This is a genomic window from Paenarthrobacter sp. 2TAF44, assembly GCF_052114885.1.
Classification (GTDB): domain Bacteria; phylum Actinomycetota; class Actinomycetes; order Actinomycetales; family Micrococcaceae; genus Arthrobacter.
The window spans coordinates 130,553-154,013 of the sequence record NZ_JBFRFP010000013.1; the positions used below are offsets into that span (position 1 = coordinate 130,553).

The following is a 23,461-nucleotide window of genomic DNA, read 5'->3' on the forward strand; positions in this document are numbered from 1 at the left end:
CTAAGAATGAAGCATGCCGGTATACATGAGGTCCCTTGAAACCGCAGTTCCGCCAACCATCCTCGTGCAGTCGCAGGCACGCGACGTCTTCGCAGCGCAACCAGGCCTGACCCGGCTGGGGTCACGACTGGTCTCCACCTGCTTCGACTCCGCTGCCATAGATACCCGCTATACGGCGGTAGAAGAGCTGAGCCTGGACGCGCATCCCGAAAATCCACGATTCTTCGATCCCTCAACCAACCAAGTGCTAAGCCCGAGCACCAAAGTCAGGAACGAGATTTTTGCCGTAGAGGCCACCAAGCTCTTCATAGAGTCCGGCAAAGCTGCAGTAGCCCGCGTACCGGATATCGATCTCGATGACATCACTCATGTCATTACTGTTTCCTGCACTGGATTCTTCAACCCTGGTCCCGACTACAAGGTCGTCCGCGCACTGGGACTGAACCCCTCCGTGCAGCGTTACCACTTGGGCTTCATGGGCTGTTACGCCGCTTTTCCAGCCCTGAAAGCAGCCAAGCAGTTCTGCCTGGCAGATCCAGCCGCCGTCGTTCTGGTTATCTGTGTGGAGCTTTGTTCGCTGCACGTGCGCACCTCCAACGACCCTGACACCATCATGGGCTCGGCGATCTTCGGCGACGGTGCAGCCGCGGCCATCGTGACGTCCAAGGAACCGCAAGGGCCTGAGCCCGTCATCAGGCTGGACCACTTCGAAACGGTCCTCACTCCCGTAGGTGAAGAAGCGATGGCCTGGAACATCGGTGACGAGGGTTTTGAAATGGTCTTGGGTTCGTATGTGCCCCACATCATCGAGGAGCACATCACCGGCGCCTTGGAGCCGCTGCTCGCCAAGGAGCCTCAACTGGCAGGACTGCCCTATCGGGACATAATGCACTGGGCCATTCATCCGGGTGGGCGCAGCATTCTGGACAAGGTCGAATCCAAGCTCGAACTCACTGCGGAGCAACTGGTCCCGGCAAGGGAGACTCTCAGGGAATACGGCAATATGAGTAGCGCCACTGTGCTGTTTGTTTTGAAGTACATGCTCGGACAGGCCGCAAACCAACGCGAGGAGCGGATCTGCTCCATGGCTTTCGGTCCCGGCCTCACGGTGGAGACAGGCCTCTTTACCCTGGTCTCTCCCAGCCTGTGAGCCCGTGGGGATTCCTGAAGGACAGGGACTTGCAGGCCATCGAGGACATGGACCGGCCTGATTGTGACCTCCAGCGCCTGGATCGCAGCTACGCCCGCTTCCCGGTGGTTAACCGCCTCCTTTCCGGATGGCACCGGACGTACCGTGACCGCTTCCGGCCAGTTCTCGCAGCGAGTGGCACGGCGTCGGTCCTGGACATCGGGTGCGGTGGTGGGGACGTCGCTCGAAGCCTGGCCAAATGGGCGGCAAAGGATGGATTTGCGTTAGAGGTGACTGCCATAGACCCTGACGAACGGGCGTACAATTTTGCGACCCGTGCGCCAGCGGTGGAAGGCGTCACCTACCGGCGGGCGCACAGTGCCGAGCTTGTGGCCGAGGGCAGCAGTTTCGATATCGTCCTGTCGAACCACATGCTTCACCACCTCGACGCTGAGCAACTCGCCGGAGTGTTGAAGGACTCAGAAGTACTGAGCCGCAGGCTCGCGCTGCATAACGATCTCAAACGGAGCAACATCGCCTACCTTCTCTTCGCGGCCGGCTTTTGGCCTTTGGGCGTTGGCTCCTTCATCTGCGGAGATGGTTTGGTCTCCATCAAACGCAGTTTCACCTCTGCAGAGCTCCAAACGGCGGCTCCGGGAGGATGGAGGGTGGATCGAAACGGACCATGGCACAACCTGCTCGTCTACGAGCATGCCGGCAATGGATCCTGGCCATGAAGATGGACGACCATGACGTCGTCATCGTGGGTGCCGGTCCGGTCGGTTTGTTCATGGGCACTTTGTTGCTCAAACAAGGGCACCAGGTCCGAATCCTTGAACGCCGTCTGAACAGGAGCCACCGTTCAAGGGCAATAGGGATACACCCGCCGGCTCTCATGGAACTGGAAAGGGCCGGTCTTTCCGCGCCGTTGTTGGCATCCGGCGTGCGGATCGAGCGGGGCATTGCCTACAGCAAAGGCAAGAAAATTGCCGAGCTGCCTTTTACAGGGGACCCGCACTTCCCCTTCATCCTCGCGGTCCCGCAACCAGTGACGGAGCAGGCACTGGAGCAAGCAGTCCTTGCGTTGGACCCGGACGCGATCGTCCGCGGCGCGGACGTGCGCGATTTTGCCGACGACGGCGGCACTGTCAGCGTCCGAGCGGCCTCAGCTTCCGGGGAACGCACCTTTACCAGCCGTCTTTTGGTGGCAGCTGACGGAGCCCACTCGCTGATACGAGAACGTCTTCTCCCCGACCTCCCGGCCCGTAACTATCCGGATAGTTATCTGATGGGCGACTTCACTGATGGGACAGGCCACGGAGACAACGCGGTCCTGTATCTGGAGCCGGAGGGCATCGTGGAGTCTTTCCCTTTGCCTGGAGAGGTTCGGCGATGGGTGGTACGGCTGGGAGCCCCGGCCAAAGGCGCGACGGCGGCCAACCTTGCTGCCATGGTCCACGCCAGGACCGGGGCTGTGGTGGATTCGCACAGCAACACCATGCTGAGTGCATTTGATGTCCAATCCAGGCTTGCGGGGCGCATGATCCATGGCAGAACCGTGTTGATGGGCGACGCCGCCCATGAGATCAGCCCCATCGGTGGCCAGGGAATGAGTCTTGGATGGCTCGACGCTGCTGCCTTGGTACCTCTCATTGATGCCTCCCTCAGGGGACAGGGCGTCGGCCGCCAGCTTCAGCTGTTCGAGAAGGACCGACGCCGGGCAGCGGCCCGCGCATCCTTGCAGGCGGGGTTGAACATGGCACTTGGAAGGCCTCTCCCTCCGGCGATCATGGCGACCAGGAACTCGTTTTTTGCCCACGCCTTGGAATTGCCCGCTGTCTCAGCGCTGGTGGAGCGGCGCTTCACCATGCGCTAGCTCGTGGGTGTTCACTCAGCGCTCGTTCAGGAGCCCGCGGCTGTCTGTTCAGGGAGGGTGTAGTAGCAGTCGTAAGTGTCCTGGCTGACGATTAGACCGTCCCGCAGCTCAAAGACAGCGGTGCTCCGCGCACGTATGGTTTCGCCTGCGTCCCAGTGCGGGAGGTCCAGCAGCAATGTGGCTGACCAGTTCATTTCCAGGACTACCCGGTTGCCTTCGCAGGTGGTCCGGACCACCTCAAAGCTCTGGTTCGCCACGATGTTCTTACTGTGATCCGCGCCGGTGAGAGTCTCCTGAAGAGTCCTGGTGGACCCGGTCTTGGATAGTGCGTGCGGCCATTCCGTGAGTGTGAAGTCGTAGGCCAGGTACGGACTGATCTCAGTGGCGCCGCCGCCGGACTCAACCGTCCTGATAAATCCGAGTACATGGTCCAGGGGGTTGCTTTCGCTCATTCGACGAGCCTAGCTGAACGCGGAGACAAGGCCCGGCAAGGGCGAACCGTAGTGCAGGACGCAGGCGCGAAGCGGAGCCTTCGCGCTAGGCTCGAGTCATGACGCAGCAACCTCACTCCGAGGCGCCCAGCCCGGCCACTGATTTTAATCCCCTTCAGATCAGGGACGCAGTCCTGCGGCTACTTGAAACCGAGGAACTTCCGCCGATCGTTCAAGCCGGGCACCCCGTCCTCCGGCAACAGGCGGCGCCCTATGACGGCCAGCTTGATGGCGCTGAATTGGCGGCGTTCATCGAGCGGATGCGTGAGGTCATGCATGCGGCACCGGGGGTTGGACTGGCGGCTCCGCAGTTGGGCATTCCGTTGCAGTTGGCAGTCCTTGAGGACAAGTACGAGGTGGATCCGGAGTCGGCAACGGTCCGGCACAGGGAGCCAATGGAGTTCATGGTTGTGCTCAACCCGCAATATCGGCCCTTGGGCAATGAGACAGCGTCCTTCTACGAAGGGTGCCTGTCCATTAGCGGCTACCAAGCGGTGGTCACCAGGTATCGCAATGTGGAATTGAGCTACCTCACGCCAGAGGGACGTCCTGTGGAGGAATGGTTCTCAGGGTGGCAGGCACGCATTGTGCAGCATGAAACAGACCACCTGCAGGGAATCCTTTACGTGGACAAAGCAGAAATGCGTTCCCTCTCCAGCAACGCCGAACACTCCCTACGGTGGACCAACCCGGACATTGAGGACGCGCGCCGGACCCTCGGTTTCCTGCACGGCTAGCCGCTCCTCTTTATGCATCATTCCGCCATATGCTTTGATGCCGTCGGCAGATGCCTGGCCCACCACGCAAGGATGTGTTCGAACCGTTGCTTTCGGTGGTGCGGAGTCCCCGAACGCGACAGTTCATGGTCTTCGCCCGGGAAGACGAGTAACGACGTCTCAATTCCCTTCTCTTTGAGGAGCGCATAGTACCGCTGCCCTTGTTCGAGAGGACACCGAAGGTCGTTTTCGCTGTGGATCACCAGGGTCGGTGTCACGACGGAGCCGCCTACGGCCAGGGGGCTCTGTGCCACAAGCTGACCGGGTGTGGCTCCAGCGTACTCGCCGCCAAAAAACCAGCCGATATCGGACGTACCCGCAAAGCTGACAGGGTCCAGGAATCCGCGTTCGACAATTGCCCCTTTGAAACGGTGGTCGTGTGCGATGGTCCACGCCGTAAGGTAACCGCCATAGGATCCACCCATGATGCCCACGCTGTCTGTGTCCAAGGTTGCGTGGGCGGACAGGGCAGCGTCAAGGAAGGCGAGCACGTCCTGCATGTCCACGGTTCCCATGCGTTCCTTGATGACCCTTCCATGGGATTGTCCATACCCTGAGGAGCCCCGCGGGTTGCACATCACTACTGCGTATCCTGCAGCTGCATAGACTTGCGCTTCGTCCAAGAAGGCTCCGGTGTATTGGGAGAACGGACCCCCGTGGATGTTCAGCAGGACAGGGTGCGGTCCGGGGCCGTCGGGCAGCACCAACCAACCGTTCACGGGGTATCCGTCGTCTGCGGTTGCCTGGAAATCCGCGGGCTCGCTGACTCGTGAGTTATTCCGTAGTCCCGCCGAGAAGTCCGTCAGCAGACGCAGTTCACCACGCTCCAGGGAGGCGACGTCGCCGGCGGTAGACGCATCCAGGAAGCTGATGGCAATTTCACCATTGGCAGCGACAGTGGCGCCGTTGACTACCCGGGCTCCATGGACGAGCGGTGTAATGCTTCCTTCTGCAGTGACATCGAGGAGCTCCACGCTGCCCAACGCTGTGTTCAGGACCAGGACGCTGTCTGGTCCGCTCGGTTCCAGCGGACCCGAGACGTCCAAATGCTCGACGTCGGTGAGGGCAACGGCATCTCCCCCGATGACAGGCATTGAGTAGAGAACGCTGTTGCGCGCGACAAAGTCACGTCCTGTGTCGCCCAGGTCCTGCGCGGTGAAGAACAGCGAGCGGCCATCGGTGGACGCCCGCACGGCCGTGACGGTCTGCAGTTTTGGGTTGTGAGGTTTGACGAGCTGGGGTTCGCCGCCTGTTGCGTCCATCCGATACACGGACGTTACGAGGTCGTCATCATGCCCGTCGTGGAGGGCGGCTACGAAGTAGAGGAATCTGCCGTCGGCCGAGAAGCAGGGCGCCTCATGGTCTGATTCGCCGAACGTCATCTGCCTGGCATCGGGAACACCAGTTACCCTGGCGCCTGGCCGTTCGTGGGCGGCTCTGCCGCGGGGAATGACAACAGGCTCGCCACCCAATTCCGGCACGTCAACGACGAATAGTTGCTGGCGCTGGTCCAGGACGTAGCCCACGCCGTTCATCAGGTACTGGTTCACGCCGATAAGCCGTGCATCTTCGCTGCCGGAAGTAACGCCGTCGACCGTTCCATAACGGCCTGGTTCGGCAACACGGCTGGTGAAGACCACCCGATGGGAATCGGGAGCCCACGCAAACCCGTTGACTCCGGCGTGCTGATCCGTGACCTGCTGTGGTTCGCCACCTGCCGACTCCACAACAAACAGTTGTGCTTTTCCCTCTGCGTCGCTCCGCAGGAAGGCCAAAACCAGGCCGTCAGGCGAGAAAGCCGGGGAAGTATCCCTGAACCCGCGGGTAATGCGTCGTGGGCGCCTCTTAGTGTCCAGCGGTACGTTCCACAATTGACCGACATAAGCATCGGCGTCGAAATCGGGCCTGACGACGGATACCACCGCTTTGGTCCCGTCAGGATGGATGGCTGGGGCGGAGACGGAGTTCAACAAAGGCAGTTGCTCGGGTTTCACCTTGGTGAGCCTAGCCCCGCTGGCTTGGCGCCGGCACCAGACACTCCGGCCCACCGTAGGATTGAATCCATGTTGTCCGACGCCGTTGCCGCCCTCCGATGTCCCGTTTGTGAAGGGCGGTTTCAGCTCGTCGAAGATCCACAGCGGCGGCTCGTTTGCGATTCCGGGCATGTATTCGATGCCGCGAAGCAGGGTTACTTCAACCTGCTGACGGGCAAAGGCACAGTGTTCGAAGCTGATTCGGCGGAGATGGTGGGAGCCCGCCTGCGATTCCTGGACAGCGGACATTACGCTGTGCTGGCCGATCGCGTCGCCAGTTTCGTAGCTCCATCGCTGCAGCGGCCCGGGGCCGTGGTTCTCGACGCCGGAACGGGCACCGGGCATTACCTCCACCGCGTCCTGGAAACCACTCCGGCCTCCGCGATAGGGCTGGACATCTCCAAATTCGCGCTGCGTCGCGCCGCGCGGCTCAACGGGGACGCTGCCAACCTCGTCTGGGACATTTGGCGTCCGCTACCCATTGCCGATGACGCGGTGGACGTCGTGCTGGTGGTGTTCGCCCCACGGAATCCGTCAGAGTTTGCCCGAGTACTGCGGCCTGGTGGACAACTGATTGTGGTGACGCCGCAGCCCGGACATTTAGCTGAAATCGCTGCCCGCACCGGAATGCTCAGCATTGAGGAAGGCAAGGCCGAGCGCCTGGCTGAGTCGCTGGGCGGCTATTTCCACGCTAATTCAACGTACAACCTGGACGTGCCGCTCATCCTCACGGGCTCCGAGCTGGCCGACATCGCCTATATGGGGCCAGCCGGCCACCACATCAAGCCCGAAGAACTCGCACTTCTGGCCGATGAGCTTGGGACCGTAGCAACCACCGCGAAGTTCCGAATCAGCCGCTTCACAGTGGGGGCTTCGGCTTCCTGACGAGGGACTCAGCGTCGGGCTAGGATGGAGGAACAGCGACTGTGATCCCGCCTGCGGCGGAATCCGGGACCAAGGGGGAATTGATGTTTGAATGGCTCGGCGAGAACTGGTGGGCGCTCTGGCTCACGGTCTTCCTCGCGTTCGCGGTGGTGGAGATGCTTACCCTCGACCTCTTCTTCATCATGCTCGGCGGCGGCGCACTAGCGGGATTGGTCGCGGACTTCGCCGGCGCCGATTTCTGGCTCCAGATCGTCATCTTCAGCGTGGTCTCCCTCTTGATGATCGCCTTCGTCCGGCCGGTCGCCTTGAAGCACCTGCACAAGGGACCAGCAGAACAGCGGACGAACATCGACCGCCTTATCGGTCAACCCGCCCTCGTCATCGAAGCCGTCACGGGCACCAGCGGACTGGTAAAGATCGGCGGCGACGTCTGGAGTGCGCGCAGCACCGCCGGAGTCCTCGACGCCGGTGCCACGGTTCAGGTCACCAGGATTGACGGCGCGACGGCGGTAGTTGCCTCGCCTGCGGAAAACAGCCCGCGCTGATTCGAACCGGAAAACCAGAATTCTGCGGATAACGGCTTGGCAGCCTGCCCGCAAATGGCCAAAGCAAGCCACGCAATTGGGGAATCAAGGAGACGCATGGACGGTTTAGGAGGAACAGCGGCAGCAGTTGTGCTGATTGTTCTCGTCATTTTTGTCATCATCGTGTTGGTCCGGTCGGTAAGGATCATCCCGCAAGCACGTGCCGGCGTCGTTGAACGCCTCGGTAAGTACCAACGCACGCTCAACCCCGGCCTCACCATCCTGATTCCGTTCGTCGACCGGCTCTTGCCGTTGCTTGACCTCCGTGAGCAGGTGGTGTCCTTCCCGCCGCAGCCAGTGATCACCGAGGACAACCTCGTGGTTTCGATCGATACCGTGGTCTACTTCCAGGTAACGGACCCCCGGGCGGCCACCTACGAAATCGCCAATTACATCCAGGCAGTAGAGCAGCTGACCACCACCACACTTCGTAACGTTGTGGGTGGCCTGAACCTCGAAGAGGCGCTAACCTCCCGTGACCAGATCAATGGCCAGCTGCGTGGAGTATTGGACGAGGCCACAGGCCGCTGGGGCATCCGCGTCTCGCGCGTGGAACTGAAGGCTATTGATCCGCCCCACTCCATCCAGGACTCGATGGAAAAGCAGATGCGTGCAGAGCGCGACCGTCGAGCAGCCATCCTGACTGCTGAAGGAACCAAGCAGTCGCAAATCCTTACGGCAGAAGGCCAGCGCCAAGCGGCCATCCTTGCAGCTGAAGGTGATGCGAAGGCCGCGATCCTTCGGGCAGACGGTGAAGCCCAGGCCATCCAGAAGGTCTTTGATGCCATCCACAAAGGCAACCCCGACCAGAAGCTTTTGGCTTACCAGTACCTGCAGACGCTGCCCAAGATCGCGGAGGGGAGTTCCAACAAGCTGTGGATCATCCCGAGCGAAGTTGGCGAAGCCCTGAAGGGCATTGGCAGCGCGCTCGGAGGCGTCAACGGTGACTCCGATGCTGCTGGCCTGTTCGGCGGCAGCAACAAAGCTGCGGCTTCAGAACCGGCGGCTCCGGTGGAATCCACCACGGCAGCACAGACACGGCCCACAGAATAACTCTGCCGTCAGGCAGTTGAGCGGTCAGCCAGGCGGCTGGCCGCTCGCTGCGTTTGCACTGCTTTTGGGTACTCGCTATCCATGGGCGTATAATGGGATATTTGTCCGGCTGGTTCAGTGTGGATGGAACATTAAAGCTTGGCCAGGCGTTGCAATTAGTGATGCAAGGTGTGCAGAAGTAGTCCGTTGAGACCGTAATAACGGCTTACGGCTAGCGCGGGGTTCAGGCTCCGCGAACAGACAGAGGGAGTAATCATGAGCGATCGCAGCCTGCGGGGTATGCGTCTTGGCGCCCAAAGCATGGAAACCGAGTCCGGCGTTGAACCGGCACCGCGCCAGCGGGTTGAATACCGCTGCGAGGACGGCGAGCAGGTCTTCGTAACCTTCTCTGCCGAAGCCGAGATCCCCCCTGTTTGGGTTTCCAAGACTGGCAAGGAAGCCTTGCTCGTAGATGGCGAGCGTCCCGTGGATGCCAACGAGAAAGCCGTCCGTACCCACTGGGACATGCTCCTGGAACGCCGCAGCCTTCCGGAGCTGGAGCAGATCCTTGAGGATCGTTTGAACATCCTGCGTGAGCGCCGCGGAGAGCGCCGCTCAGCTTAGTCTTCAGACTCAAGCAAAAAGGCCGGACCGGTTCCTCGTGGGAACTGGTCCGGCCTTTTCTTGTGGAATTTTTACTTTGCGAGGGCAGGCTGTTTTCTGGTGAGCTTGGCCCACCGTGCTGCCAGGCCCCATTTGGTGACGTTGATCATGGCTTCCACCACAATGTTGCCGCTCATCTTCGATGCGCCGAGTTCCCGCTCAACGAAGGTGATGGGTCGCTCCTCAATACGCAGGCCGAGCTTGGCCACGCGCCAGGCAAGGTCAACCTGGAAGCCGTAGCCCACTGAATCCACGTCATCCAACTTGAGGGCTTCAAGTGTGCTGCGGCGGAAAGCACGATAACCGCCCGTGACGTCCTTGATTTTCAAACCAAGCATGAGGCGGGCGTACGTGCTGCCGATTCGGGAGATTGCCTGGCGGTAGAGAGGCCAGTTCACAACGCTGCCTCCCGGCACCCAGCGTGAGCCCATGGCAAGGTCCGCGCCCTCATTGACGGCATCAAGAAGAAGGGGCAACTGCTCGGGCTTGTGGGAGCCGTCGGCGTCCATCTCGACCAGGACGTCATACCCTGCCGCGAGGCCCCATTTGAAGCCGGCGATGTAGGCTGCGCCGAGGCCTTCTTTGCCTTTGCGGTGCAGTACGTGCACTTGCTTGTCCTCGGCGGCTATGCCGTCGGCAAGCTGTCCCGTGCCGTCCGGGCTGTTGTCATCAACCACCAGGACGTCCGACTCAGGTACTGCTGTCCGCAGCCGACCCAATGTCTTGGGGAGCGATTCCAGCTCGTTGTAGGTAGGGATGATCGTCAGGACACGCAAGAAGAGGCCTTTCCTTGATGGAGCGGTCAGTGTGCCGGACCAGCCTTGGGGCTGGCATTCTGGCGCAACTCTCCATTATAGGACGATCGAGTGCACTACTAAGGGCAGCTGTGGCCATGGCCACACAGGGTTAAGTGCTGAGGGCAGGTCCATAGACCCAGGACCAGTGTTGTCCGGACAGTTATTTTGCCGGACGAACTGTTTTCTAGGACCCTATGGGCCTGCCCACTCGCGTACCGCCACCAGACCATTTTCTGGCCGCGACCAGATAATTACTCGCGGGAGAACCCGAAGCCCTAACGATCTGTTGAGGCTCAATGTTACGGACTTTACAAAAGCTGTCAACCAGGACTTGACCTGCGGGTTCGTGTATCGACCCAGTTCAGGGGGCCCATTCGAAGCCAAGGAAATAGTGCCCTCAGACCCGGAGGGATTCGTGAGCGAAGAGCTCCTGGCCTTCCCTCACGGTCTGCAGGCATACAGGATCGCTGCCAGTATCCAGTGCCGGGAGCAAGGGGGTGCGGGCTCGGGGATCGGTGCTCCACGATTGCACACGGCTATCCGCTACTTGCACCATGAGTTCCTCAATTTCCCATACCGCGAAGCTTGCCGGCGCGCCAGGGACGAGTTGGCCCATGAGAGGGTTCCTGTGTTTGGTGGCCCGCCAGCCCGCCCTCGTATGGCCAAGGAAAGCCGCGCGGGCTGAAATGCGCTGGTCCGGGTTGCTGTGTTCCAGGCAAGCCCGGATGCTGGACCAAGGGCTGAGCGGTGTGACCGGGCTATCGCTGCCAAAGGTGATCGGAACTCCGCTGGCGTAGAAGGACGCAAACGTGTTCATTGCCTTGCTGCGGCCGCCGAGTCGTTGCTCGTAGAGTCCCCCGGAGCCTCCCCAGAGAGCGTCGAATGCCGGCTGCATGCTGACAGTCACGGAGTACTTGGCCAGCTTCTCGACGGCGGACTGGTCGGCGAGCTCAACGTGTTCAAAGCGGTGACCCGCCGCGCGGATCCGCTGCTCCCCCACCTCGTCAGCTGCTGCGTCCAATGCCTCAAGCGCAACATCAAGTCCTGCATCTCCGATGATGTGGAAACCGCCCTGGATGCCCAACAGCGAGCATGCAGCAAGGTGCTTGGCGGCTTCATCCACTGAAAGATACACGTTGCCCCGTTGACCTGGCGCATCGGAATAGTCTTGCCTCAAGGCAGCTGTCCGCGAACCAATGGAACCATCGATGTTCAGATCTCCCGCCAAGCCCAGGACCTCGGGGCCCACGCTGTCCAGGATCCTGCGGGCATGATCTTCCGATGAAGCCAGCTCGCCCCAATACGGCAGCACCTGCGGTTTGCCGGCTTGCCTGTTCCAGGACATGGCCATGTGAAGATCTTCCGGCCCGCAAATGTGTGGGGCCGACATTTCAGCCAAGGCAACGTAGCCGTTGGAAGCCGCATAATGCAGGGCCTGTTCCTGATACCCACTCCGTTCGGCCTCACTGAGGCGCCGGGCCGCGAGGCGGGCGGCGGTGTGGGCTGTCCTGACTACGCGGCCGCTGTCCCCCGTGAAGCCGTCCATGCCAGCAAGGCCTGCCGACGCCGCAAGGGAGGATGAAACGACGGCGGAGTGAACGTCAATGCGGGAAAGGTAAACCTGCCTGCCGCCCGAGGCCTGTTCCAGCTCTTCAAGCGTTGGAAGGGTGGCATCCTGCCAGGTTGTTTCATCCCAGCCATGCCCAAAGACAGTCCCGGTACCGCCAGCGGCAGCAACGGCGTCCAGCAGTTCCCGGGCAGAGCGAACGCCCGTCAAGGACAGTCCAGCCAAAGCGAGGCCCGTCTCCGTCAAGTGCGCATGGGAGTCAACAAAGCCCGGCGCCACGAGGGCTCCCCGAAGATCAATGATGTCCATCGTGGAATCAGCGATGGATGTTGCCGCTTGCTCGGAACCCACCCACGCCACCGTGTCACCGTCCACCACCATGGCGGTAGCGAACGGATCGGCAGCGGTATAGATCGAACCGTTCCGGTAAAGGGTCACCTTGCGAACGTTTTCGTGGGGGCGGTCGCCGGCGGACAGGCCTGGCTGGTTCATGCGGTGTGCTCCTCGAGCGTTGAAGAAGGTCTGGGTCTCGAAAACGGTTCCGGGTCAGGCGATGGTGGAGTAAGCCACGACGCCCCGGCGGACCAGATCGATGGATTCACGGCAGATCCCCGTCAAGCGGGGATCCAGTTGTGGAATTTTGGCGAGTTGGTCCAGGAGGTCAACCACTTGCTTTGCCCAACGGACGAAGTCGCCCGCAGCAAGGTCCGTGCCGCTGAGCACGTCCTGAAGATGGCGGCCTTTGGCCCACTTGTACATGGGCCACATGAGGCCCAGCTCCGGTTCGCCGGTCAGTGGAAGCCTGTTCTGTTCCTCGGTGTCCTCAAGTTGCGACCATTCCCGGACGACGATGTCGACAGCCGTTTCCAGTGCAATCGAAGGCATCCTCGGGCGAAGGCCCCGGTCTTCACGCTTTGCCTGGTACACCAGGGTGCTGACCAAGGAGGCCAGCTCGGCAGCATCGAGATCGTTGATGGCACCCCGCCTGATGGACTGCGAGATGAGCAGGTCCTTCTCACCGTAAATGCGCCGCAACCGCTGCCCATCCGTGCTGATGGTGACCTTGCCGGCGTCGTTGGTTTCGAGGTAGCCATAGGCGGACAGGACATCGCAGACGCGGTCGAAGGTCTTGGCAATCGTGTTGGTCCTGCTTTGGATCTGGCGAATCAGGCCGTCTGTCTCCTTGCGAAGTTTCCACCAACGCTCCCCCCAGCGCGCGTGGTCTTCTCGTTCACTGCAGCCATGGCAAGGATGCGCCCTGAGCGCCCTGCGTAGTTCAGTGATCTTCTGTTCCTGGTCCGGGAGCCGGGAACCCAGTCCAAAGTCTTCATGCCTGCTGTTGCGGCTCGACTTGGGCGCTTCGTCGCTGATGGCATGGCGCATGGAGGAGGCGAGGTCACGCCGCGATTTGGGGACCTTGGCATTGAAGGATTTCGGGATCCTGATACGGGTCACAGGAGAGACCGGGGCATCGACGTCGTGAACGCCGATCCGGCGCAGTTGATTGTCCGAGGTGAGGACAGAAGGCCTCGGCTCGCGGGCATTGGCATCGGAATCAAGCACGACGGCGTAGCCCGCCAGTCTGCCGCTGGAGACGCTGATGACGTCCCCTGGAATGAGCCGCGTCAGTGAGTCCGCCACCCTGGACTTTCGCGCACGGTGGTAGTTCCGCTCAGCGAACTGTTCGGTATCAGTGAGCTCCCGCCGGAGCCTGGCGTATTCGGTGAAGTCGCCCAGATGGCATTCCATGGATTTCGCGTATCCTGCCAAGGACTCCTCGCGGCCGCGGACCTGCCTGGCCAGCCCTACCACCGAGCGGTCTGCCTGGAACTGTGCGAAAGACGACTCGAGGATTTCCCGTGCCCGGACCCGCCCAAACTGGGCAATGAGGTTGATGCTCATGTTGTAAGTGGGCCGGAAGCTGGAATTCAGCGGGTAGGTGCGGCGTGACGCCAAGCCAGCCACGGCAGCGGGATCTGTTCCCGGCTGCCACAGCACGACGGCATGGCCCTCGACGTCGATACCCCGGCGTCCAGCCCTCCCAGTGAGCTGTGTGTACTCCCCCGCCGTGATGTTGACGTGGGCTTCGCCATTGAACTTCTCAAGCTTTTCCAATACCACGCAACGCGCAGGCATGTTCACCCCGAGTGCCAACGTTTCGGTGGCAAAAACCGCCTTGACCAAGCCATCCGCAAACAGCTTCTCCACTACCTCCTTGAAGGTGGGAAGCATGCCTGCGTGATGAGCCGCGAAGCCCCGTATAAGGCCATCGCGCCAGCCCCAGAACCCCAAAACATCGAGATCGTCTGCAGGGATTTCGTGGCTTGCTTCATCCACCCGCTGGGCAATGATCTGTTGTTCGCGCTCAGTAGTGAGCCATAGTCCCGATGCTGCACACTGGGCCACTGCAGCATCACAACCGGCCCGGGAAAAAATAAACGTAATGGCAGGCAGCAGGCCCTGACGGTTAAGGCTTTCAATAACCTGAGGGCGGCTTGCTTTCCGAACTGGACTGCGCTGTTCAGTGTTCTGCCGTTCATCCCGATAGCGGTCCTGCCGACGGCGGCTCCGGCCACCGTGGCCGAATCGGCCGTTGAAGTTCATCCGGCTCTCGGAACGGGCCATTGCCAGCAGGTCCGGGTTCACTTCGAACTCGGGACCTGTCACTGCCTGGCGGACAGGAGGTGCCACGGAACTCTTTACGGCGATCTTCCGGGTTTCTGCCGGGAGGGTGACCTCGTCCACGGCGTCGTCAGTATCGCTAAGATCCGGAACTTCTGTATCCGGTATCTGGGGAGCGATTTCATCAAAAGTGGTATCGCCGGCAAAAAGGTCGACGATCTCCCTGCCCACCATGACGTGCTGCCACAATGGCACGGGCCTGTGTTCGGACACGATGACATCAGTATCGCCCCGAACGGTATCCAGCCAGGCACCAAACTCTTCGGCGTTGGACACAGTGGCGCTCAGGGAAGCAACCTGCACTTCACTGGGCAAGTGAATGATGACTTCCTCCCAGACGGCTCCGCGGAAGCGGTCCGCGAGGTAGTGGACCTCGTCCATCACGACGAAGCCGAGGTCGCCGAGGGTCTCCGAGTCGGCGTACAGCATATTGCGGAGGACTTCGGTGGTCATGACCACAACGGGCGCCTCACCGTTGATGGTTGTATCGCCCGTCAGCAGGCCAACGTTGGCAGAGCCATACTTGGCGGCGAGCTCGGAGAATTTCTGGTTGCTCAGCGCCTTGATGGGTGTCGTGTAGAACGCTTTGAGGCCACGTTCCAAAGCCAGGTAGATGGCAAACTCGCCAACGATCGTCTTTCCCGCACCTGTGGGAGCCGCGACGAGGACGCCGCGGCCTTCCTGCAATGAGCGGCACGCCTCACGCTGGAAATCGTCCAATTCGAAGTCCAGCGTCAAGGCAAAGGCACCAAGATATGTCTTGGCCTCAGCTGCCCGGTGAGCTGCCGCCTGGTAGCGGTCTGATGGTGATGGAGACCCGGAAATGGAGGACATGCACCAAGCCTAATGGCCTGAGGTCTAGAGATTCTCCAGATCCGAGGCCGGGGTGGCAATATCTGCCGTGGCTTCGGTCTCAGCAGCGCGCTTGATGGCGCGGCGTTCCCGCCGGCGGTCGTTCCAAAGACAAATGCCGATGGCAGCGAAGAACAGTAGCAGCATGGGCGCCGCCAAGTAGAACATGCTCATGGCATCTGCACCTGGGGCCGCCATGGCCGCGAACAGGCAGACCAGGAAAATAGTAATCCGCCAGCTTTTGACCAATTGCTTGCCCTTGACGATTCCGGCCAGGTTCAGCCCAACCAGGACCACCGGCACCAGGAAGGCGATTCCAAAAGCCAGAAGCAGCCTCAGGACAAACGCAAGGTAGATTTCGGCACTAATGAAGTTTGAAGCGCCGGTAGGTGTGAAGTCCGTGAGGACACGTACGGCGTTGGGCAGCACCAGCCATGCCAGCAGGACACCACCGATAAAGAGCGGAACTGCAGCTGCTACAAACGACAGAGCCAGCCTGCGCTCTTTCTTGTGCAGGCCCGGGACTATGAATGCCCACAACTGGTAGATCCAGACAGGACTGGAAAGAATCACGCCCAGGAATACGGAGACCTGGACCATGAGGTCGAATGAGCTGGCTACGCCATCAAAGTTGAGGCTGGCGGCGCGGCCTTCTTTTGCGTTCAGGTCCTTGATCGGCTTGATCAAAGCTTCCAAGAGGGGTTGATAGACGATGAAGCCCAGCACCGTCCCAAGAATAACGCCGATGGCAGCCTTGAAGAGCCGGTTCTTCAGCTCCTTGAGATGGTCAAGGAGTGCCATCCGGGCTTCGGGGTTGGCCTTGCGCCCCTTCGTCTCTACCACTTCTTCTTAGACGCGGTTGGCGGGCGGAACGTCGGTCTCGCCGTTGTTCTTGGCCTTCACGTCCGGGTGGTCTACAACCCTGCCTTCGACGGCGTCAGAGGGGTCCTGGGTTTCCTTCTTTTCGGAGGAACCGTCCTTCTTCATTTCCCGGACTTCAGACTTGAAAATACGCATCGACTGGCCAATGCTGCGCGCCATGGACGGCAGCTTCGGTGCAGCGAAAAGCACCAGAGCCAAGACGATGATGATGATGAGATGCCAGCCTTCGAGCCTCATGTGGGGAGGTCCTTTCCTTTTGGATACATCCTACGTCTATCTGAATTCAATGTCGTGCAGGGATTGGGGCTGACCCCGCTCTGCTTTGCGCTGAACGCGCTTCTGGCGACGAACTTCCTGGCGGAAGGCTTTGGCCGTCAGGTAATCATGACGCATCTGCTCCGGCGAGGCAAAAATTGCGGATCCCGGCTCCAGGTGGCGCTCGGGGGCCTCAACATCGGAGGTTTCTGCGGCAGGAGAGACATGGCTGAAACGTTTCCCGGCGTCTCCTAATTCGTGAACAGTGGCCATGAATTTCCTGAACAGCCGAAAACCAAGGGTCACATGAAGGAGCAACGACAGGGCTATGAGCGCGATCCACAACAGGATCCAAAACCACCAAGGCATCTGAGTAGTCTAGCCAGCCACGTTGTCCGACGAGGAAACTTCGCCGTATTGGGCAAGCGCCGCCGTGAGCCACGCTTGGACTTCCTGACGCAACTCCGCGGGGTCCAACACCCGCACCGTCCCTCCATGTTGGGACACAAACATCGGTAACCACTCCACATTTCCAAAGCGCACTTCGGCGAGCAGCCCGCCGTCGGGCAATTCCGCAGTGCGTTCGGCATAGTAGTCGTCAGCCAGGCCAGCGCCCTGCCGGGTCAACTCAAGCACCACCAGGACGTCATCATCACTGGGCGTGAAGAGCCTTGCCGGAAAGTCTGCATCAGCAGTCGCCGTCCCGGAGACAGGACGGCCATTGGGTTCCAGGTATTGCACACGGTCCAGGCGGAAATTCCTGAGTCCCGACTTGCTATGGCAGTAGGCCTCGAAATACCAGGTATTGTCCATGGAGTAGAGCCGCAGGGGGTCCACGTCGCGCTCGGTCACTTCATCTCTTTGAGGGGAAAGGTAGCTCAGGCGCAGTTGTTGGCCGTCCCTGATGGCGTGCGTGATGGTGGCGAAGGCTTCCGATTGCTCGGGCGCCACCGACTGGCCTGCAACGGCCCCGGCCAAGCGTCCGGCCTGTCCTGCGGCACCGGTCAATTTGATGGTCACAGACTCCAGGGCGCTGCCCGGTTCGTCTTCGGGCAAACCCGCAAGTGCGGGGAGATCGCCGAGCATGGACAATCCAGTCAGCAGCGCCGCGGCTTCGTCCTCGCTGAAGCGAACAGGACGGTTCAGGTCCAAATGCTCCGTGATGTACACATGGTCGTTTTCCCATTGGATGTCCAGGAGGTCGTCCGGGTAGCCTCCGGGCAGCCCGGAACAGATCAGGATTTTTAGGTCGTCAATAAGTGCTTTGCGGCTGATGCCGAAACGGTCGGCTACCTCCTGTACGTGCAGGCCCTGATGGTGGACGAGGAAGGGCACCAGTTGCAGCATGCGTGTGAGTTGGTCTTCGGACGTGCGTTTCCTTGATCGCTGCGCGCGCGCAGCTTCGGGGAACTCCACGGGGATGGCCGGAGACGCATTGAATTCCGCAGCGCTTTTGAGCCGGCGTACGACGGCGGCACGCAGCTCGGCAGGTTCAACCACTTTGACGTGGGGGCCATACGAGGCCAGCTCTTCGGCGAACTGCTCGGGATCCCGGAAGTCCACCACGAGCCTGTCCCGGCCGTCCGCCCCCTTCTCAGCCGGTTCCTTCCCGGCGCCGATGGAATCAGAACGTTTGCGCAGGGCGAGAAGTCGTCCGGCGTCTACGTCCATGACAGCCTGCTGCACGGGAAGTTCGTTGAGCGAATCCAGCTCCGCCCGGGCGTTGAAACCGGCAGGGGGCTCAAAGGAACTGCTTGGTATGACTGAGACGGCGGTGGTCATGCGTGACAACCTGAAAATCCTCTTGGCTTCCCTCCCCCGGTCAAACCCCACGAGGTACCACTGCCCGAACCGGCTCCCCAGGCCCCAAGGTTCTACCTCGCGCAATTCCTCACGCCCGGTGCTTCCGGCGAGGTACCCGAAGCGGACCGCATGCCGGCCGTGCATGGCTCCAACGACGTCGTCGAATGCTTGTCCCGCTGGCTTGATCCTCGGCTGGACACCGGCAGGCAGGTCGACGTCGGTAAATCCGCCTGCGGCCTGAAGCTTGCGGACAGCGTTGACTGCGGCGTTGCCGAGAGCAGCGCGTTCCCACAACTGGGCGGCAAGGAGGAGGACAGTGGATTCAGCGGGAGTCAGGCTGACATCAGGAAGCCTGTTGGAATCCTTGCCGATGCGGTAGCGGGTTGATGCGGGATCGTCGGACCCGAAACTGCGGGGGTCGGTGAGGGTCTCGATCTCAAAGCCGAACTGCTTCAGATCCACTTTGTCGCGCTCGAACATCCGCCCGAAGGCGACGTCGTTTTCAGCGGAGCCGTGATAGACCTTCTCCCGCAGGACAGAGCGCGGAAGGCCCACCCTGGTATTGAGCAAGGCAAGCAGGAGATTCAGGAGTCGTTCAGTGCGGGAAGCGGACACGCTTGCTACGTTACTAAAGTCCTGGGCGAAAGCAGCAAGGCGCGTCACCGGCCCGGCAAAGCCGGAAGGTAACGCGCCTTGGCAGGAAGCTTTCTGCCCTAGCGGACAGCTACGAGGTCAACGACGAAGATCAAGGCCTCATTGGGCTTGATTGCTCCACCGGCGCCACGGGATCCATACGCCAGTTCTGAAGGGATCTCCAGGCGGCGACGGCCGCCAACCTTCATACCCAGCAGGCCCTGGTCCCAACCCTGAATGACCTGGCCCACGCCAACACGGAAGTCCAGCGGAGCGCCGCGGCCCCAGGAAGCGTCGAACTCTTCGCCGGTAGACCAGGCGACGCCAACGTAGTGGGTGGAAACGGTATCGCCGGCTTTTGCCTCGGCGCCGGAACCTTCAATGAGGTCCGTGATGACGAGTTCGGTGGGAACATCGCCTTCCGGGAAGTCGATTTCCGGCTTGGTGCGGTCGAAGTCACGCTGACCAAATGACATGGTTGCTCCTTGCTTTGGGGGACGAATGGGTGTGAGGGAGGAATGGTGTCAGGAACCAGCTTAGCCAGTCCCTGATCAGGTGGCTGCCTACTTGATGCCGAGGATGTCAACGACGAACACGAGATCGCCCTTGGCGTCACCCTGTCCGGCCGCGCCGTAAGCAAGGTCCTGCGGGATCACCAGAAGGACGCGGGAGCCAACAGTCTTGCCTTCCAGACCTTGGGTCCAGCCCTTGATGACACCGGAAAGTGCGAAGCTTGCTGTCTGCCCCCGGTCAAAGCTCGAATCGAACTTCTGGCCTCCCACGAGATTGACGCCCACGTAATTCACGGTGAGGGTATCAGTGGCCTTAACGGCAGCGCCGGAGCCCTTGATGAGGTCCTGCGCGATGAGTTCCTTGGGAGCGGCTGCGCCGTCGACGGAGATCTGAGGGACGCCCTTGTCGTCTTCCTTCACGGTGGGGAGCCCAGCCGGAGGGGTGACTGTCTCGCCTTCCGGCTTCGACAGGACCGGAGCCGCTTCCTTAGCGGAAAGCAGCTTGAAAACCACCAACTGCGTCGAGCCGGCGGCCGCGCCCGCAGCGGCCGAGCCCGGCGCGGCGAACGCGATGTGTGAACCGATCTTGGCGCCAACAATGGCGTTGTAGATCAGCTCGTTGCCCTTCTTCAGCTCGTCATTCAGCTCAATGGGCTGGGGGCCATTCTTGTAGACGTCTTCAACGGTCTTGCCGTCATTGCCATCTACGGCGATGTATGCGAGCTCGGCAACCTGGCCGGCCTTGATACGCTCGCCGTTGCCTTCGCTGACTACCTTGATGGTAGGTTCAGCGACGGTCAGCGGCTTGGTGAAGTCCAGACCCGGGGCCTTATCATCGCCGTTGTCCGTCACTTTCACGGAATCGAGTTTGGAGACATCGCCGGATGACTGGCTGGTGGGCTCGGCGGCTGGCGTGCCCCCTCCCCCACACGCAGTGATGAGCAGCAGGGCAGGAAGAAGAATTGCTAGGAGTCGGCGCACAAAAAAGACACTTTCGTCGGGGCAAAGGACACTCGGAAAGGCGCATCGCAGATCCAAGGCAATGGCCTCTTGGAAAGAGGCCACAGTCCAGAATAGCGCGTGAAGCTGGGAGTCCGCTCAGAAAGGCGGTTAGCCCATGGAGTCCAGCAGCGCATCGACGCGGTCGTCAACGCTACGGAAGGGGTCCTTGCAAAGGATCGTCTGGTGTGCGCGGTCGTTGAGCTTCAGGTGTACCCAATCCACCGTGTAATCGCGTCCAAGCTCCTGCGCCCTTCGGACGAAATCTCCCCGCAGTTTGGCCCTGGTTGTCTGTGGGGGCGTGTCCACGGCGTCCTTCACTTCGGTTTCCGGGACCAAACGCCGCGCGGCATCCCGTGATTGCAGCAGGAAGAAGAGGCCGCGCTGCCGGGAAATGTCGTGATAGGTGAGATCCAATTGAGCGATGCGTGGCGAGTCCAGGCTGAGATCGTGCCGGCGCATGTAACCGTCCATCAGCTTCTTCTTGATCGCCCAGTCCACCTCGGTGTCAATCGTGCTGGTATCGCCACTTTCAATCGCATCCAGGGTCCGCTCCCACAGGTCCAGAATAAGCGGCACGTGGGCATTGTGTGCGCCGTTTGCGGCCACGAACTCTGTGACCTTTGCCAGGTACTCCCGCTGGATATCGAGCGCCGAAAGTTGCCTGCCGTTTGCTAAGCGGACCAAGGCGCTGCCCGTGAGGTCGTGCGAAATTTCCCGGATGCTCCGGATCGGGTTTTCCATTCGCATGTCCCGCATGATCACCCCTGCCTCGATCATGCGCAGGATGAGGTCCACCGTGCCCACCTTGAGCAGTGCCGAGGTTTCGGACATGTTGGAATCGCCCACGATCACATGGAGCCGGCGATAGAACTCGGCGTCGGCATGCGGCTCGTCACGGGTGTTGATAATGGGGCGTGACCTGGTGGTGGCGGAGGAGACGCCTTCCCAGATGTGGTCCGCCCGCTGCGAAAAGGCGAAAGTTGCACCATGGGGCGTCTTCAGGACTTTGCCGGCCCCTGCGATGAGCTGACGAGTCACCAGGAACGGGATGAGGATTTCAGCCAGTCTGGAGAACTCACCGCGGCGGGGTATGAGGTAATTTTCGTGGCTGCCGTAGGAGTTTCCGGCGGAGTCGGTGTTGTTCTTGAAGAGGTACACCGTGCCGTTGAAACCTTCTGCAGCGAGGCGGGCCTGGGCCTCATCGACGAGGTCGTCCAGGATGAGCTCGCCGGCGCGGTCGTGGGCGATGAGCTGCGCGAGGTCGTCACATTCCGCGGTGGCGTATTCCGGGTGCGAACCAACGTCCAGGTAAAGGCGTGAACCGTTGGTCAGGAAGACGTTGGAAGACCTGCCCCAGCTCACCACCTTGCGGAACAAATAGCGGGCCACTTCTTCGGGGGCCAAAGGACGGGAGTCGGGGCTGGAATAGGAAATTCCAAACTCCGTCTCGATGCCGAATATGCGCTTGTCCATCTCAAGCCTCCTCTGTGAGCAACTGTGTCATGTCCTCGGGAAGCAGACGCCGGAAAGCCCGGCGGGAACCCCTGTGACTCTCCGAAGCGCGGTCCAGGACTGCGGCTTCGACGGCGGTCGCCGGGAGGGCATCGGCTTCCTTGTCTGTCGCCAAAGCGCGCAAAGCCAATCTCATCGCCCCGGCAAAACCAAGCTCAGGCTCCCAAGCCCCGCTCACGACGTCGGAAATCTGATCGGCAAGTCCGCCCATCACCACGAAGCCGTTCTCATCGGCAATCGAACCGTCAAAGGTGAGCCGGTACAGGTGGTCCTGCTCCTGGGTCGGGGCGACTTCCGCAACGGCCAGTTCCACTTCGAAGGGCTTTTGTTCTGCGGTGAAAACGGCTCCGAGGCTCTGCGCGTAGACGCTGGCCAGTCCCCGGGCGGTCACGTCTTCGCGATCGTACGAGTAGCCACGGACATCCGCATACCGTACCCCTGCCTGCCTCAGGCTTTCGAACTCGTTGTACTTGCCCACTGCCGCGAAGGCGATTTTGTCGTAGATCTCGCCGATTTTGTGCAGCGAAGGTGACGGGTTCTCAGCAATCAGTGCGATGCCATCAGCGCAACTGATCACCACTACTGAACGTCCTCGGGCAATCCCTTTCCGTGCGAAGTCCGCACGGTCCTTCATCAGCTGTTCAGGCGAGACATAGAACTGCTGCGTCATGTCAGGCCTCCCGTCCGGCGATGGCACGGGATTCGACGATGGCACCGGCTATCGCCGCCAGGTCCCGTTCAGGTACCCGGCGATTACCCGCACGGTTGACCGTGTAAACCACTGGCCATAGCTGGCGGACGGGATCCGGGCCGCCCGTTGCGGAGTCGTCGTCCGCGGCGTCGTAGAGGGCCTCAACTGCGACGGCAACGGCTTGTTCTTCCGAGAGGTTCGGCTTCCAGAGTTTTTTCAGGGCCCCACGTGCAAAAACAGAACCGGAACCCACTGAATGGTGTTCCTGTTCTTCGTAGCGTCCACCGGTTACGTCGTAGGAGAAAAGCCGTCCGGTGCCCGATACCTGGTCGAAACCGGCAAACAAGGGAATGACGGCCATTCCCTGCATTGCCATGGGCAGGTTGCCGCGAATCATCGCACCCAATCGGTTGGCCTTGCCGACGAGGCTAAGGAGCGTGCCCTCAATCTTTTCGTAGTGCTCCAGTTCCACCTGGAAGAGCCGCGTAATGTCGATCGCCAGGCCAGCGGTACCGGCAATACCCAGAACCGAATACTGGTCCGCGGGAAAGACCTTCTCAATGTGCCGGCTGGCGATCACGTTTCCCATGGTTGCCCGCCGGTCCCCCGCCATCAGCACACCGCCGGCATACGTCAAGGCGACAATGGTGGTTGCGTGCGGCGAGGACGGTACGGTGCCGGCTGGCAACGTTTGGTTGAAAGGAAGGAGTTCGGGACGCGAGCGTTGAAGGTGCTCCGTGAATGAAGACGTTGCCTGGGTGGCCAGGGGGCCTGTTGATGGGTCCTGCATTGCTGCACTCCTTC

General features: G+C 60.9%; 22 protein-coding genes. 8 read left to right on the top strand and 14 right to left on the bottom strand.

The window, feature by feature from the left end; genetic code table 11:
• Positions 1–13: 13 nt before the first annotated feature.
• Genes AB4Z15_RS14360 through AB4Z15_RS14370 form a run of 3 tightly spaced genes read left to right on the top strand, consistent with a single transcriptional unit; the run spans position 14 to position 3,005 of the window.
• Complete coding sequence (locus AB4Z15_RS14360; RefSeq protein WP_442017802.1) at positions 14–1,150, top strand: type III polyketide synthase; 1,137 nt, start codon at positions 14–16, stop codon at positions 1,148–1,150.
• On the top strand, positions 1,147–1,866 hold the full coding sequence (locus tag AB4Z15_RS14365) for a class I SAM-dependent methyltransferase (RefSeq protein ID WP_442017803.1): 720 nt from the start codon (positions 1,147–1,149) through the stop codon (positions 1,864–1,866). The genes AB4Z15_RS14360 and AB4Z15_RS14365 overlap by 4 nt, the downstream gene beginning before the upstream one ends.
• Positions 1,863–3,005, top strand: coding sequence for an FAD-dependent oxidoreductase (locus tag AB4Z15_RS14370; RefSeq protein ID WP_442017804.1), 1,143 nt, complete (start codon positions 1,863–1,865; stop codon positions 3,003–3,005). Before AB4Z15_RS14365 ends, AB4Z15_RS14370 begins: the two co-directional genes overlap by 4 nt.
• A 26-nt stretch (positions 3,006–3,031) precedes the next feature.
• On the opposite strand, the gene AB4Z15_RS14375 is transcribed toward AB4Z15_RS14370, so the two are convergent.
• Positions 3,032–3,457, bottom strand: a complete 426-nt coding sequence (locus AB4Z15_RS14375) for a nuclear transport factor 2 family protein (RefSeq protein ID WP_442017805.1) — start codon at positions 3,455–3,457, stop codon at positions 3,032–3,034.
• 98 nt (positions 3,458–3,555) lie between these two features.
• Here AB4Z15_RS14375 and AB4Z15_RS14380 point away from each other — a divergent pair, with 98 nt between their 5' ends.
• Positions 3,556–4,233, top strand: coding sequence for a peptide deformylase (locus tag AB4Z15_RS14380; RefSeq protein ID WP_442017806.1), 678 nt, complete (start codon positions 3,556–3,558; stop codon positions 4,231–4,233).
• A 17-nt stretch (positions 4,234–4,250) separates the two neighbouring features.
• Here the strand turns inward: AB4Z15_RS14380 and AB4Z15_RS14385 are convergent, their stop codons facing one another.
• Positions 4,251–6,266 carry a S9 family peptidase gene (locus AB4Z15_RS14385; RefSeq protein WP_442017807.1) on the bottom strand — a complete coding sequence of 672 codons (2,016 nt, stop codon included), beginning with the start codon at positions 6,264–6,266 and terminating at the stop codon, positions 4,251–4,253.
• A gap of 69 nt (positions 6,267–6,335) precedes the next feature.
• On the opposite strand from AB4Z15_RS14385, the gene AB4Z15_RS14390 reads away from it, so the two are divergent.
• The 4 genes from AB4Z15_RS14390 to AB4Z15_RS14405 all read left to right on the top strand — a co-directional run bounded on the left by AB4Z15_RS14390 (position 6,336) and on the right by AB4Z15_RS14405 (position 9,430).
• Positions 6,336–7,190: a methyltransferase domain-containing protein gene (locus AB4Z15_RS14390; protein ID WP_442005309.1), complete on the top strand. Its 855-nt coding sequence runs from the start codon at positions 6,336–6,338 to the stop codon at positions 7,188–7,190.
• A gap of 83 nt (positions 7,191–7,273) precedes the next feature.
• Entirely contained in the window at positions 7,274–7,735 is a 462-nt protein-coding gene (locus tag AB4Z15_RS14395) for an NfeD family protein (protein ID WP_442005310.1), read from the top strand.
• A 96-nt stretch (positions 7,736–7,831) separates the two neighbouring features.
• Positions 7,832–8,827, top strand: a complete 996-nt coding sequence (locus tag AB4Z15_RS14400) for an SPFH domain-containing protein (RefSeq protein WP_442017808.1) — start codon at positions 7,832–7,834, stop codon at positions 8,825–8,827.
• Between the two features lie 255 nt (positions 8,828–9,082).
• Entirely contained in the window at positions 9,083–9,430 is a 348-nt protein-coding gene (locus AB4Z15_RS14405) for an RNA polymerase-binding protein RbpA (RefSeq protein ID WP_021470504.1), read from the top strand.
• A gap of 71 nt (positions 9,431–9,501) precedes the next feature.
• Here AB4Z15_RS14405 and AB4Z15_RS14410 read toward each other — a convergent pair whose 3' ends face one another.
• The 12 genes from AB4Z15_RS14410 to prcB all read right to left on the bottom strand — a co-directional run bounded on the left by AB4Z15_RS14410 (position 9,502) and on the right by prcB (position 23,447).
• A complete protein-coding gene (locus AB4Z15_RS14410; protein ID WP_442017809.1) occupies positions 9,502–10,245 on the bottom strand; it encodes a polyprenol monophosphomannose synthase in 744 nt (247 codons plus the stop codon).
• Positions 10,246–10,663: 418 nt separating this feature from the next.
• Positions 10,664–12,325 carry an amidohydrolase gene (locus AB4Z15_RS14415; RefSeq protein ID WP_442017810.1) on the bottom strand — a complete coding sequence of 554 codons (1,662 nt, stop codon included), beginning with the start codon at positions 12,323–12,325 and terminating at the stop codon, positions 10,664–10,666.
• A gap of 54 nt (positions 12,326–12,379) precedes the next feature.
• Complete coding sequence (locus AB4Z15_RS14420; RefSeq protein WP_442017811.1) at positions 12,380–15,349, bottom strand: DEAD/DEAH box helicase; 2,970 nt, start codon at positions 15,347–15,349, stop codon at positions 12,380–12,382.
• A 24-nt stretch (positions 15,350–15,373) separates the two neighbouring features.
• Positions 15,374–16,210, bottom strand: a complete 837-nt coding sequence (tatC, locus tag AB4Z15_RS14425; protein ID WP_442017812.1) for a twin-arginine translocase subunit TatC — start codon at positions 16,208–16,210, stop codon at positions 15,374–15,376.
• Positions 16,211–16,216: 6 nt separating this feature from the next.
• Positions 16,217–16,486 (bottom strand): Sec-independent protein translocase subunit TatA, encoded by a 270-nt coding sequence (gene tatA / locus AB4Z15_RS14430; RefSeq protein ID WP_442017813.1) that lies wholly within the window; start codon positions 16,484–16,486, stop codon positions 16,217–16,219.
• A 36-nt stretch (positions 16,487–16,522) separates the two neighbouring features.
• Entirely contained in the window at positions 16,523–16,873 is a 351-nt protein-coding gene (locus AB4Z15_RS14435) for a hypothetical protein (RefSeq protein WP_442017814.1), read from the bottom strand.
• A 9-nt stretch (positions 16,874–16,882) separates the two neighbouring features.
• Entirely contained in the window at positions 16,883–18,922 is a 2,040-nt protein-coding gene (locus AB4Z15_RS14440; RefSeq protein WP_442017815.1) for a helix-turn-helix transcriptional regulator, read from the bottom strand.
• A gap of 98 nt (positions 18,923–19,020) precedes the next feature.
• Positions 19,021–19,416 (bottom strand): FKBP-type peptidyl-prolyl cis-trans isomerase, encoded by a 396-nt coding sequence (locus AB4Z15_RS14445; protein WP_216925697.1) that lies wholly within the window; start codon positions 19,414–19,416, stop codon positions 19,021–19,023.
• 87 nt (positions 19,417–19,503) lie between these two features.
• The gene (locus AB4Z15_RS14450) at positions 19,504–20,433 is read right to left on the bottom strand and encodes an FKBP-type peptidyl-prolyl cis-trans isomerase (protein WP_442017816.1); all 930 of its coding nucleotides are present in this window, start codon (positions 20,431–20,433) and stop codon (positions 19,504–19,506) included.
• A 129-nt stretch (positions 20,434–20,562) separates the two neighbouring features.
• Positions 20,563–21,927 (bottom strand): Pup--protein ligase, encoded by a 1,365-nt coding sequence (gene pafA / locus AB4Z15_RS14455; RefSeq protein WP_224164420.1) that lies wholly within the window; start codon positions 21,925–21,927, stop codon positions 20,563–20,565.
• A 1-nt stretch (position 21,928) separates the two neighbouring features.
• On the bottom strand, positions 21,929–22,636 hold the full coding sequence (prcA, locus tag AB4Z15_RS14460) for a proteasome subunit alpha (protein WP_431115289.1): 708 nt from the start codon (positions 22,634–22,636) through the stop codon (positions 21,929–21,931).
• A 1-nt stretch (position 22,637) separates the two neighbouring features.
• Positions 22,638–23,447, bottom strand: coding sequence for a proteasome subunit beta (gene prcB, locus AB4Z15_RS14465; RefSeq protein ID WP_442017817.1), 810 nt, complete (start codon positions 23,445–23,447; stop codon positions 22,638–22,640).
• Positions 23,448–23,461 lie beyond the last annotated feature (14 nt).

Coding starts and splice junctions, on each gene's coding strand:
- AB4Z15_RS14360 (WP_442017802.1), top strand. CDS start 14: ATGCCGGTATACATGAGGTCCCTTGAAACCGCAGTTCCGCCAACCATC.
- AB4Z15_RS14370 (WP_442017804.1), top strand. CDS start 1,863: ATGAAGATGGACGACCATGACGTCGTCATCGTGGGTGCCGGTCCGGTC.
- AB4Z15_RS14375 (WP_442017805.1), bottom strand. CDS start 3,457: ATGAGCGAAAGCAACCCCCTGGACCATGTACTCGGATTTATCAGGACG.
- AB4Z15_RS14380 (WP_442017806.1), top strand. CDS start 3,556: ATGACGCAGCAACCTCACTCCGAGGCGCCCAGCCCGGCCACTGATTTT.
- AB4Z15_RS14390 (WP_442005309.1), top strand. CDS start 6,336: ATGTTGTCCGACGCCGTTGCCGCCCTCCGATGTCCCGTTTGTGAAGGG.
- AB4Z15_RS14395 (WP_442005310.1), top strand. CDS start 7,274: ATGTTTGAATGGCTCGGCGAGAACTGGTGGGCGCTCTGGCTCACGGTC.
- AB4Z15_RS14400 (WP_442017808.1), top strand. CDS start 7,832: ATGGACGGTTTAGGAGGAACAGCGGCAGCAGTTGTGCTGATTGTTCTC.
- AB4Z15_RS14405 (WP_021470504.1), top strand. CDS start 9,083: ATGAGCGATCGCAGCCTGCGGGGTATGCGTCTTGGCGCCCAAAGCATG.
- AB4Z15_RS14415 (WP_442017810.1), bottom strand. CDS start 12,325: ATGAACCAGCCAGGCCTGTCCGCCGGCGACCGCCCCCACGAAAACGTT.
- AB4Z15_RS14420 (WP_442017811.1), bottom strand. CDS start 15,349: ATGTCCTCCATTTCCGGGTCTCCATCACCATCAGACCGCTACCAGGCG.
- tatA (WP_442017813.1), bottom strand. CDS start 16,486: ATGAGGCTCGAAGGCTGGCATCTCATCATCATCATCGTCTTGGCTCTG.
- AB4Z15_RS14435 (WP_442017814.1), bottom strand. CDS start 16,873: ATGCCTTGGTGGTTTTGGATCCTGTTGTGGATCGCGCTCATAGCCCTG.
- AB4Z15_RS14445 (WP_216925697.1), bottom strand. CDS start 19,416: ATGTCATTTGGTCAGCGTGACTTCGACCGCACCAAGCCGGAAATCGAC.
- pafA (WP_224164420.1), bottom strand. CDS start 21,927: ATGGACAAGCGCATATTCGGCATCGAGACGGAGTTTGGAATTTCCTAT.
- prcA (WP_431115289.1), bottom strand. CDS start 22,636: ATGACGCAGCAGTTCTATGTCTCGCCTGAACAGCTGATGAAGGACCGT.
- prcB (WP_442017817.1), bottom strand. CDS start 23,447: ATGCAGGACCCATCAACAGGCCCCCTGGCCACCCAGGCAACGTCTTCA.